Annotated in this window: 4 protein-coding genes and 1 pseudogene; 1 reads left to right on the plus strand and 4 read right to left on the minus strand. The window is 64.6% G+C overall.

Features of this window, described 5'->3' with window-relative positions; all coding sequences use genetic code 11:
- Nucleotides 1-3: 3 nt before the first annotated feature.
- Nucleotides 4-7,437, plus strand: a pseudogene (locus tag AB5Y53_RS06875) (type I secretion C-terminal target domain-containing protein); the annotation flags it as partial.
- 316 nt (nucleotides 7,438-7,753) lie between these two features.
- Here AB5Y53_RS06875 and glpC read toward each other — a convergent pair.
- Genes glpC through glpA form a run of 4 tightly spaced genes read right to left on the minus strand, consistent with a single transcriptional unit; the run spans nucleotide 7,754 to nucleotide 12,093 of the window.
- A complete protein-coding gene (gene glpC / locus AB5Y53_RS06880) occupies nucleotides 7,754-8,956 on the minus strand; it encodes an anaerobic glycerol-3-phosphate dehydrogenase subunit GlpC (RefSeq protein ID WP_368181448.1) in 1,203 nt (400 codons plus the stop codon).
- Nucleotides 8,957-9,007: 51 nt separating this feature from the next.
- A complete protein-coding gene (locus AB5Y53_RS06885; RefSeq protein WP_158657322.1) occupies nucleotides 9,008-9,145 on the minus strand; it encodes a hypothetical protein in 138 nt (45 codons plus the stop codon).
- A 1-nt stretch (nucleotide 9,146) separates the two neighbouring features.
- Entirely contained in the window at nucleotides 9,147-10,424 is a 1,278-nt protein-coding gene (gene glpB / locus AB5Y53_RS06890) for a glycerol-3-phosphate dehydrogenase subunit GlpB (protein ID WP_368181450.1), read from the minus strand.
- On the minus strand, nucleotides 10,414-12,093 hold the full coding sequence (gene glpA, locus AB5Y53_RS06895) for an anaerobic glycerol-3-phosphate dehydrogenase subunit A (RefSeq protein ID WP_368181451.1): 1,680 nt from the start codon (nucleotides 12,091-12,093) through the stop codon (nucleotides 10,414-10,416). The genes glpB and glpA overlap by 11 nt, the downstream gene beginning before the upstream one ends.
- Nucleotides 12,094-12,210 lie beyond the last annotated feature (117 nt).

Below are 12,210 nucleotides of genomic sequence, written 5' to 3' on the forward strand. Positions count from 1 at the left end.
AGCATCCCGGGCAACCAGGTGCTGAAGGGCTATGTGGAAGTCAATGGCCAGCGCGTCGAGGTGCTTCAGGTCGAACTGGTGGGCAAGCTGGACAATGCCGCCAGCAACGGTTTTGACTACAAGGTGACCCTGTTCGAGGGGGTTCACCAGAGCGGTGGCACCGCGACCGACCTGCCGTTCAAGCTCAATATCGTCGACAGCGACAAGGGGGCGGGCAACAACGATAGCGCCACGGGCACCCTCAACATCCGCATTTCGGAAGGGGCCAACCCGACCCTCATCCTGACCGGTGTGACGGTGAGTGAAGGGCGCTTCGATGGCGCCGGCAACAACCAGACCGGCGATGATCAGCATGCCACCGGCACCCTGACCATCACTGCAGACTCCGATCCCGTGGTGGACGTGCGGCTGACCCTCTCGGGCCAAGTCGTGGATGGGAGTGGCAAGGCCATCACCCACAACGGCGAGACCCTCACCTGGCAAGAGGTGGCGGGCAGCAACGGCCACGGTTTCCAGGCAGTGACTGCGAGCGGCACCCTGGTGCTGACGGTGACCCTGCCGAGCGTACCGGGGCGCATCGAAGCCCATACCCAGGCAACCCTGGACTACCAGGTGACGGTACACACCAACCTGGATCACGGTGCCGACGACAAGCTCAACCTGAGCCTGCCGGTGAAGGTGACTGACAGCGATGGCAGCGTGATCACCGGCAGCACCACGGCGGTGATCACCGATGCGGCGGATCCCGTGATCACAGCCATCGAGGGGGTGACCGTCAAGGAGTCGGACCTCAACGGGGGCAGTGGCCAGCATGGGGGCACCAGCCCGTCAGGCACGGGAGAGGTTGCCATCGGCCAGGTGACGATCGCCGCCGGGAGTGACCGGGTGGTTTCCCTGCAACTGGATGTAGCCCGCTTCAACGCCCTCAATACCCTGACGTCGGGGGGCAAGGCGGTCACCATTGGGGCAGACAGCCAGCCGGGTGTCTACCTTGGCAAGGACAGCGCAGGCAAGCTCATCTTCAAGCTGACCCTGGATGTGTCCGGCCGCTACACCTTCGAGCTGACCGGCAACCTGGATCACAGCGTCCAGGGCAAGGATCTGCTGGATATCCAGCTGCCATTGCAGTCACGGGACAGTGACGGGGATCTGAGCGCCGAAGTGATCGGTCATGTGAGCGTGCAGGACGACGTGCCGGTGGCCGTGGACGCGAGCAAGACCCTGAATGAAGGGGCGAAAGTGACCGGCGATCTGCTGGCCACTGCCAGCGAGGGGGCGGATGATGCGGTGGTGAGAGCGGTGACCATCAATGGCACCGAGCACCCCATCGCCGCCACGGGCAACACCACCATCTCGGTGACAGACGGCACGGGGCAGATCATCGGCACCCTGGTGATCAATGCCGAGGGTGACTACAGCTTCACCGCCAAATCGGGCATCGATCACAGCAACAGCACCCTGGTACAGCAGATAGGCTTCCACCTGGTGGATGGCGACGGGGATACCGACGACGGTCTTCTGACCCTGACCATCCGGGACGAGGCGGGCAAGCTCACCGTGAGCGCCGTAACCGGCCAGGAGGATGCGGGGGCGAGCGATCCGAGCCAGGGGATCCCCATCACCATGAACCTGGATGTGGGGGATTTCGATCGGGGCGAGCATGTGGAGCAGTTGCTTATCCAGGCGCCAGCCAACGCCCAGGGCACCTTCTATTTCAACGGCGTCGCACTGACCACCATCACCCAGGGGGGCAAGACCTGGTATGAGGTGCCGCCCGCGGCCATGGTGGCGGTGGCCAACACCGATGACAAGTTCCAGCTCACCGGTGTCACTTTTGTGCCAAACCACGACTACTCGAGCTACAACAACGGAGGCGCTGCGCTGCGCTTCCCGATGCAGTTGCAGGTGGGGGTCACCGAGGGGAGCAAGCCCCCGGTGCTGACCGGCAATCTGGACATCACGGTGCAGGGCATTGCCGACAAACCCCTGTGGGATGCGGGCAACACGCACCAGCACTACACCGCGGACGAGGACAGCAGCGGCATCGCCCTCAACGTCAAGGCGGGCCTCACCGATACGGACGGCTCCGAGACCCTGAGCTACCAGATAGAGTGGGCCTCCGGCCAGGGCACGCTGACCCTGAATGGCAAGGTGCTCACTCCGGGGGCGAACGGCCTCTATACGGTGGCCGGTGGCGATATCAACAAGGTGACCGTGGTGCCCGGCAAGGACTACAGCGGTGACATCAAGCTCATTGTGACCCCGGTGAGCACGGAGAAGACCCCGGTGGTGACCGGCAAGGAGACGGCCCTCGGCGATCCGCTGGAGGTGATTGTCAACGTAAACCCGCTGGCGGACGACGCCAAGCTGACGGTGCGCGAGATCCAGGGCAAGGAAGATACCCTGATCGATCTGGGCAGCAAGATTGGGCTCGCCCATCTGGGAGACACCACGGATGGCTCCGAGCAGCTGTTCGTGCGCATCAGCGGCCTGCCCGCCGGTGCCACCCTGCTGCTTGGCGGGGTGGCGGTCACTCTGGATGCCAACGGCTACTACGAGGTGCCCTATGACCGCATCAATGACCTCAAGCTGCTGCCGCCCAAAAACAGCAACGTCGATTTCGATCTCACCATCAAGGGGGTGGTGAAGGACACCGCCATCCTGACCGATGCCAGCGGCCAGACCCACACTGTGGTGAACGAGAAGGAGACCGGCAGCCAGAGCCTGCACGTGGATCTGGTGGGGGTAGTGGATGAACCTCATTTCGATCTCAATACCACCGACTGGACCCAGGATGGCAACGGCTACAGCATCACCATCCAGGAGGATGGCCGGGCACCGCTGGACTTCAAGCTCACCTCGGGGGAGTGGACGGATACCCCGCTCGATCACTCGGAAACCCTCAACCTGGTGCTGGAAGGGCTGCCGGAAGGGGCCAGGGTATTCGACGGCAGTGGCAAGGAGCTGACCCTGACCTTCGCCGGGCTCGATGGCAAGGGCAATCCTCTCTATCAGGTGGATGTGACCAGCCTTGGCAACCTGCAGATCCAGCCGCCCCCCAACAGCACCGCCGATCTGCACCTGGTCGGCCACGTGGTGGTGACCGAGAACGACGGCGATCACAAGAGCTTCGACGTGCCCCTCACCATCAAGGTGGAGCCGGCCATCGACGCTACCGACTATGCCAAGACCAGCCATGGCCTGGAGGATCAGTTCACCGTCCTCGACTGGCAGCCTGACCTGACAGACGGCGCCGAGAAGGTGACTCACCTCAGCCTCTCCGGTATCGAACCTGGGTATGAAGTCTGGATCCGCGTGGGTGGGGTCGAGACCCAGCTGACCGTGAGCGGCGGCGCCGTGGAGTTGAGCGACGCCGAGCTGCAAAGCCTGCTCGGCGGTGGCCAGCTGCTGGTGAAAGGGCCCGAAGACAGCGACAGGGACACCACCCTCCAGAGCCATGTCACGGTGACACAAGTGGATGTGGACTCCAGCGCCACTGCCCAGAAGGTGATCGACGGCACCCTGCATGTGGATATCCAGGCGGTGGTGGAGCCTGATGCCAACCTGGTGCAGACCGGTCAGCTGGAGAGCCCGGACGGGCACGACATCCCGCTGGACGGCGTCTTCGTGTTCGAGGATCTGGACCCCAGCAGCGATGAGGTCATCGACTACCTGGTGATCAGCGATCTGCCCCCCGGCTTCGTGGTGGTGGGCGGCATCAACGATGGCAAGGGCAACTGGACGGTGCCCCACGACGCCCTCGGCAGTTATGCCTTGCGCTCGCCGGATGGCTTCACCGGCACCGTCACCTTCAAGGTGAGCGCCAGGGTGGTCGACCTTGGTGACAACAACGAGGGGGATGTGAGCGCCCCGGCCTATCGGGAGATCACCGCCAGCGCCGACTTCCATGGCGCGACCCACTCGGGTCAGGTGGCCGCCGATGTCGATTTTGACAACAGTACCCCCATCACCGGGGTGGAGGATCACGGCGTCAACTTCGGCAGCCAGCTCAAGCAGATGGTGACCCTGGGCACGGCGGACAGCGGGGATGACGAGCTCAGCATCGTCATCACAGGTCTCCCCCCGGGCGTCAACGTGCAGGGGCTCACCTTCGACTTCGTCAATGGCGAGTACCTCATCAAGCTGCCGGGCGGCCTCGATGATCTCGACCGCCTGACCCTGACCCTGCCGCAAGACTATGCCGGTGACGGTCTGCACTTCAATGTGCGCCTGGTCAACACCGACACCGTGAGCGGTGACACCAAGATGGTGGAGAAGGACGTCACTCTCTCCATCACCCCGGAGGTGGACATCAACGGCGGGGCGGATGGCCTGCCCGAGCTGCAACTGAACGTGAAGGACGTAAACGGCGACGGCCAGCCTGACAACCTGGAAGACACCGAGATCCACCTCGATCTCTCGGTCAAGCTCGCTGACATCAGCCCCTCGGTGGCCGATGGCGGTCTCGAGACCGTGGAGCGGGTGGTCGTGACCGTGGATCCTCAATATGGTCACTTCCTCGACAAGAACGGCCAGCCGGCCGCCACCCTCACGGTGAACGACCCGGCGGACCTCAAGGATCTGGTGTTCGTGCCCAAGGAGCACTTCAGCGGCAAGGTGCCGCTGGCGGTGACGGTGGATATTCTCGATACCGCCACCACGGGCACGGATCGGGGGAGCTGGAGCGGCAACGTGAACTTCGAGGTGCTGCCGGTGAACGATCCGGCCAACCTCACGGTCCAGAACGTCACGGGCCAGGAAGATGGCAGCGTGAGCCTGGGGGGGCTGGGGGCCAGCCTCATCGACAACGATGGCTCCGAGCAGATCGTCGGGTTGCAGATCAAGGGGGTGCCGGATGGCTTCACCCTGTCCGCCCCGGCGGTCAACAACGGCGGCGGGGTGTGGCAGGTGCCTGTGGGCACCGACTTCTCCAAGCTGACCCTGATCCCGCCTGCGGACTTCAGCGGCACCGTGAGTCTGACCCTGAGCGCCTTCACTCTGGACAAAGGGCTGACCCTGCCCCTTGAAACCAGTGCGGGCTTCACTGTCACCGTCAATCCGGTGGGGGATGCGGTCATCACCGACATGCAGGAGCAGGCGAGCGGCACCGAAGGGGATGTGATCACCCTGAACCTGGGGGTGGAGACCCGGGATACCCATGCCACCGGCGGCAATGCCGGCAATGTGCACGAGAACGGACCCGAGCAGGTGCGCGTCACCCTGGAAGGGGTGCCGGACGGGGCAGAAATCCGCCTGCCGAGCGGCGTGAGCGGTACCGTGGTGGATCTCGGCGGTGGCCGCTGGCAGGTCACCACGGATGGGGGCAAGCTCGACGCGGTGGAGCTCGTGACCAACGACGCCAACGGCGCCATGGCGATCAAGGTGACGGCCCAGAGCCTGGACAACGGCGCCCTCGGCCCCGAAGTGAACGGCACCATCCATCTCGATGTGAGCCCGGTCAACGACGCCCCCGTCAACGTGCTGCCCGATGATCCCCAGGTGGCCCAGGAGGACGAGCCGTTCGTCATCCAGGGTTTGCAGGTCAAGGACGTGGATGCGGGCAACGGCATCATGGAAGTGCGCCTCTCGGTGGAGCACGGCACCCTGACCCTGCCGGCCGGGAGCGGCGTGACCCTGACCGGCAACGGTACCGGCGATGTGGTGCTGACCGGCACGCTGGCGGATCTCAATGCCCTGCTCTCGGGCGGCGTCACCTATCAGGGCGACCCGGACTTCCATGGCAATGACGCCTTGACCATGGTGACGGACGATAGGGGCAATACCGGCAGCGGTGGCGCCCTGAGTGACACCGATGTGCTGCCCATCCTGGTACAACCGGTCAACGATGCCCCCGTCAACCAGCTGCCAACGACGCCCCAGGTGGCGCAGGAAGATCAGCCCTTCACCATTCACGGGCTGCAGGTGAGCGATGTGGATGCGGGCAACAGCCCCCTCTCTGTCACCCTCTCCGTGCTGCACGGTACCCTGGAACTGGCGGCGGGCAGTGGCGTGACGGTGAGCGGCAGCGGCAGCAACACCCTGGTGCTGAGCGGTTCCCAGGATGCCATCAATGCCTTGCTCTCAGGGGGCGTGACCTATCAGGGCGAGCAGGACTTCAATGGCCAGGATGCCCTGACCATGGTGACCAATGATCTTGGCAACACCGGCAGCGGTGGCCCCCTGAGCGATACCGACGTGCTGCCCATCGAGGTCGAGCCAGTCAATGATGCCCCTGTCACCCAGGTGCCGGGCTCATTGCAGGTGAAAGAGGATGGCTCCCTGTCGCTCACCGGGATCAGCGTGAAGGACGTGGATGCGGGCAGTGCGCCCATCTCCATGGTGCTGCGGGTGGAGCACGGTGTGCTGACCCTGCTGGGGGCGGCAGGCGCCGTCTCGGTGCAGGGGGCGGGGACCAGCGTGGTGACCCTGGTCGGGTCGCTCGATGATCTCAACGGCCTGCTGGCAGGCAACCTACACTACGAGCCGGCCAGGGACTTCTGGGGTCAGGACAACCTGAGCATCACCACCTCGGATCAGGGTAATACCGGTGCCGGTGGCGTCCTGACCGACAGCGCCCAGATTGCCATCCAGGTGACGGCCGAGCCGGACGATCCCCAATTGGGGGTCGGCACCCACGATATCCTTGCGTTGCAAGGGGCCTGGGTGCCGCTCAACCTCAGCGCCAGCGTGGTCAATCCGGCCCCGGGTGAGCTGTCGGTGCGGATCCAGAACCTCGGCAGCGCCCAGGTGGTGGACGAGCACGGCCAGAGCGTCGGCCACGCGGATGGCAACGACTGGTTGCTGCCGATGGACCAGTCCGTGCCCATCTACCTCAAGGATCTGCCGGCGGGGGATCATGCCCTCACCCTGAGTGCCGAATCCAGCCTGGGTGGCGGCACCCTGAGCTCGACCACGGAGACCATCACCATCCACAGCCAGAGCGGCCACGATCTGCTGGGCTCGGATCAGGGGGACTGGCTGTTCGGCTCCTCCGGCAATGATCGCCTCCTGGGCGGCATGGGGGATGATGTGCTGCGGGGCGGTCAGGGCAACGACATCCTGACCGGTGGCGCCGGCAGCGATCTCTTCGTGTGGGGCAGTGGTGACGAGGGGACGACGGCCTCTCCGGCGATAGACACCATCACCGACTTCCGTCCCCAGGAGGGGGACAGGATCGATCTGGCGGACCTGCTCAAGGGGGTGACCGACAACAGCGTGGATGGCCTGCTGGGTCATCTCCAGGCATCGGTGACCAGCACCGGCAACGGCCTGAGTGACGTGAGCCTGTCGGTCTCCCCGGCGGGGGATGGCAATGTCACCCAGCAGATCACCCTGAAGGACGTGGATCTGAGTGGCTGGAACCTGAGCGGCTCCTCCTCTCACGACATCCTGCAATCCATGCTGGATCAGCACAGCCTGATCATCCAGCACCCCTGATGGGGTGAGATGATGCAAAGAGCCGGCGAATGCCGGCTCTTTTTTTGGCTGAATATGCTGGCTTGATATTTCCCGGTGGTGGTAATGGGAGATGGTTTTTAACAGAGTGGGTGTTGTTGCTGCTTTTTACTGTGTTGGTGGTTCAAACAACCAAAGGAATTCGCCGCCCGGGCCTCCCATCGGGCTGCCCGGGCGGCGTCAGGGCCTTGCCGCGCCGATCCCGGTCAATGCCGGCCAGAGGGGGTGCAGGCATTGACCGGGGCGTGTCGCTTCCAAGCCGGTGCCCGTGATGATGGGAGGACCGGGGGGATGGCGGTCAGGCCAGCGCCCGTGCCAGCAGGTGCACCGGGTGTTCGCAGCGAAACGCCGTGCTCATCTCGATCTGCCACTTGCAGGTTTCGCAGTCGGTGATGACCAGATCGGGTTTGAGCCGGTTTATCTGATCAAACAGCCCCTGACCGATGGCCTGGCTGGTGTCGTAGTTCTCCGACTTGAAACCGTAGGTGCCGGCGATGCCGCAGCACTGGGAGTCCAGCACCGTCACCTTGACCCCGGGGATGGCCCGCAGCAGTTCGAGGGTATAGATGACCCCCCCCATCTTCTCCAGGTGGCAGGGGGTGTGGTAGGCGATGTGCAGATTGAGGGGCTTCATGGCCGGTTTGTTGCCCCGATCGAACTCATTCCACAGGAAGCGGGTCACCAGGGAGATGCGATCCCGCACCTTGTGGTTGTCCTGCTCCAGCAGGTGGGGATATTCGTTCCGCAGGGTGAAGCCGCAGGTGGAGGAGGTGGCCAAGAGCGGCATCTCGTTGCCAAGCAGGGTGTTCTCCAGCTGCTTGATGTTGAAGGCCGCCTGCTGCTTGGCCTTGTCCATGAAGCCGTTGGCAATCAGCGGCACGCCGCAGCACTTCTCCCGCGCAAGCAGCTGGACACCGATGTTCATGGCATTGAGCACCTGCACCAGCTCCTTGCCGAGCTGAGGGTGGTTGTAGTTCACATAGCAACCGTGGAAGTAGGCGATCTGGCGCGCAAAGCGGGCCTGAGTCGTTTTCTGCTTCTTGTACCAGCCGCGGAAGGTGCCTTGTGAATATTTGGGCAAGTCCCGGTGGGAGGAGACCCCCAGCGCCTTGTCCAGCACCTGCTTCATCGGCTTGAGGCCGGTGGTGAAGTTGACCACCGGGGCCATCAGGGTGGACATGCTGCCCATCAGATCCGTGTGGGAGAGCACGAACTCGCGGATCCCCGGTTTGAAGCCGCTGTACTGGTGCTTGGCCTTGGCGATGATGTCGCCGATGCGCACCCCGCTCGGGCAAGCCACTTCGCAGCGCTTGCAGTTGGTGCAGTATTTGAGGGCGCTGTCAAAGAGCTCGGGACTCTTGATGCGCAGCCGCTCCCCATCCGGGCCCGCCTGCTTGGGGCCGGGGTAGGCCGGGTTGGCCTTGGCCACCGGGCAGTAGGCGGTACAGACGGTGCATTTGATGCACTGATCGAAAGTCTGGTTGGCATGATCCAGTAGCATGTCAATTCTCCTCCCGTTGGGTGTGAAGGTACGGGATATGGGGCGAAATCATCATTGGGCTGAACTCAAAATGTGACCGGCAGCCTGCCAGCCGGTGGCGACAGCGACACCTGAGCCAGAGCCCTCCTTGGATTGGGCATCGTCGTGGGCCAGCACGCCGTGTCGTTGGAGTGGGAATATGTGATTCATCTCAGCCCTCCGCCAGAATATGGCCAGCGGCTTGCCAGCCGGTGGCAACGGCCACGCCGGAGCCGGAACCTTCTTTAATGGGGTCATAGTGCGCGAGCACGCTGCCGGCGCCGTAAAGGTTGGTGAGGGGCCTGCCGCCGCGCAGCACCCGCAGCCGCTCGTCGGTCTTGACCCCGAAGCCCATGAAGGGGTGGTGGTCGAACAGGCGGCGGCCGGCCCAGGCGTCGCGCTCGGCAAGGCTCAGTACGTCGGCATCGAAGATGGGTTCACGAATGCCCCCGAGGCGCGACTCCAGCCCGCGGCTGAAGAAGCTGCCGGAGGCGAGCACGAAGTGGTCCGCCTCGAACAGCTGATCCTCCCCGTGCTGGCTGTGCACCCCGATCACCTTGTCGCCGTCATAGCGGGCGCCCAGCACCCGCTCGCTGGTGAGGAAGGTGCCGCCAAGGGCCATGAAGCGGCGCTTGAGGGCCTCCTGCATCCGCATGCCGATGAGGGACGGCGGCATGGTGGCCACCTCCTTGATGGTGCAGCCGGTGCGCCGTTCCAGCTCGCTCAGACGCGGGCCGACTAGCCCCAGCGACAGGCAGGCGGGCAGCACGATATGGCGACAGCCGGGCACGCCGCATCCCTGCACCATGCGGCTGATCTCGCGGGCCAGATCCGCCAGCAGGTCCTGCTGGCCAGGCCCCTGCTTGTCGAACAGGCGGGCGATGTCGGCGGAGCGAAACTCGTGGGGATTGCGGCTGAACTGGGCGAGCTGGGGCAGGCGAATTTCCCCGGTCAGAATGCGGCTGTGGGCAAAACGGGCGTGGGTCGCGAGATTCGCCGCCGCGAGCGCCGGGTGAAAATCGCGAAACCCTTCCAGGGTGGCGAGCAGGATGGCGTTCGGGGCGGGGGCATCCGTCACGCAGGCGCAAGTGTCGGGGGAGAGCCAGGTGGCTTTGAGGGTGCCGATGGGGGTCAGCCGCTGGTGGTTGCGCTCCTGGCGAAACAGCGGCAATCCCTGCGCGGCGCAGTGGCGCTGCAGATCATCGAGGCTTGCCGCGATATGGGTCAGCCCCACCTTGTTGTAGGGATGCTCGGGGTTGGCGGCCATAAAGGCGGGCAGGGCGGCGCGGGGATCCCCGTCGCTCTCCAGCAGATCCACCGAGCCGGAGGAGAAGTGCAGGGCGCTCTGGCCGGAGGCCATCAGCAGGGTCTTCTGGCCGGCTTCGGCCAGGCGCAGGGCCGCCGAGAGGCCCGCCATGCCGCCGCCGATCACGATGCTGTCAAATTTCATGGCTGCGCTCCTTGGTGGGATTTGCGGTGCTGGCATCGAGCGGGAAGGGGGGCTCGGCCACCAGGTGGGGGGCCGTCCACTCGCCAAGGCCGAACAGCCCCTCGTAGATCCAGTAGGTAAATTCGGCTTCCCGCAGGGCATCGCCCCACAGCACCGGCCGGGTGCCCTTGTAGCGCTCCTCCAGGAACTGGCGCAGCATGACGCAGGCCTGACGGCCGTCGGCCTTGCCATACTCCTGCATCAGACCGGCGGCGCGATAGGCGCACAGCTCCCCCTGACAGGGGCCCATGCCGAGGCGGGTGCGGCGGCGCAGATCCACCAGGTTGTCCACGTCGAGCTCCCGCAGGGCGTATTCAATCTCGCCCGCGGTCACCATCTCGCACTCGCAGATGAGGGCGTTGGCCTTGGGATTGTCGCGGAAAAAGGCGATGACCCGCTCGCCGTGGCGGTACTGGGCCGAGCCTTCGGCGGGTACCGAGAGACCGGGGGCGGAGACCTTCTCCGGATCCCGCGAGCCGGGCAGGCTCAGCTCGGCGGTGCGGCAGGGCTTGCTGTTGCCAAGCTTTTTGGCAAGCAAGTCGGTGGCCCATTCGGCCATCAGCCGGTAGGTCATCAGCTTGCCGCCTGTGATGGTGTTGAACCCCTGGAGGCCGTCTCGTTCGGCGTGATCCAGCAGCACGATGCCGCGGCTGATGTTGCGGCCGGACTCGTCGCCATCCACCGCCACCAGGGGGCGAACGCCGGCGTAGGCGCGCAGCAATCGGGTGCGGGCCATGATGGGGGCCAGTTTTATCCCCTCGCGCAGCAGCACCTCCACCTCTTCGGGCTCGACGGTGAGCTGGTCAATCTTGTGGTAATCGATGCGACTCGACGTGGTGCCGATGAGGGAGATGGTATCGCCCGGCACCAGAATGTCCGCGTCCGCCGGTTTGCGGCAGCGGTTGAGCACCAGCTGGTTGAGGCGGTAATCCATGATGAGCAGGGAACCCTTGGCCGGGAACATGCGGATGCCGAGGTCGGCATACTCGCAGATCTGCTGGCCCCAGATGCCGGCGGCGTTGATCACCTCCTGGCACTCCACCTCGAACGCTTCGCCGGTGCGGGTGTTGATGGCCTTGACCCCGTGCACTCGATCCTGGGTGCGCAAAAGCCCCAGCACCTTGCTGTGAGTGAAGATGCGGGCGCCGTGCTCCTTGGCGTCCAGCACGTTGGCAGCGGCCAGGCGGAAGGGGTCGACCGTGCCGTCCGGCACCTGGATGGCACCGATCAGCGCCGGGTTGACGTTGGGTTCAAGGCGCAGCGCCTCGGCGGGATCCAGCTGGCGGGCGTCGATGCCTGCCAGGGCGCAGGCGTCTATGAAGGTATTTTGAAAATGGATGTCATCTTCCGGCAGGGTGATGAAGAGGCCGCCGGTGTCCTCGACGCAGTGGCTGGCGATCCGCTTGAGGATGCGGTTCTCCTGAATGCATTCGCGGGCGGACTCCTGATCCGTCACCGCGTAGCGGGCGCCGGAGTGGAGCAGGCCATGGTTGCGGCCCGTGGTGCCGGCGGCGATGTCGTCCCGCTCAAGCAGGATGCAGTCGATGCCGCGCAGCGCGCAATCGCGCATGATGCCGGCGCCGGTGGCGCCCCCCCCTATGATGACGACTTGTGTGGTGATTCTTTTCATTCTTGCCCGTCTCATCTCTTCCAGATGAGGCCAGTGTGGCGCCTTAACGACGTAAAATGTTTGATATGGGCCAAATTAATGTTCGTAAACGCTCATTTAGTGTGAGGGGATGAGCGA

This window comes from Aeromonas sp. R7-5 (genome assembly GCF_040908015.1).
GTDB classification, from domain to species: Bacteria; Pseudomonadota; Gammaproteobacteria; order Enterobacterales; family Aeromonadaceae; genus Aeromonas; species Aeromonas caviae.

What these genes read in the sequence shown, in the direction of transcription:
- glpA (WP_368181451.1), bottom strand. Translation starts at nt 12,093, where the DNA reads ATGAAAAGAATCACCACACAAGTCGTCATCATAGGGGGGGGCGCCACC.
- glpC (WP_368181448.1), bottom strand. Translation starts at nt 8,956, where the DNA reads ATGCTACTGGATCATGCCAACCAGACTTTCGATCAGTGCATCAAATGC.
- glpB (WP_368181450.1), bottom strand. Translation starts at nt 10,424, where the DNA reads ATGAAATTTGACAGCATCGTGATCGGCGGCGGCATGGCGGGCCTCTCG.
- AB5Y53_RS06885 (WP_158657322.1), bottom strand. Translation starts at nt 9,145, where the DNA reads ATGAATCACATATTCCCACTCCAACGACACGGCGTGCTGGCCCACGAC.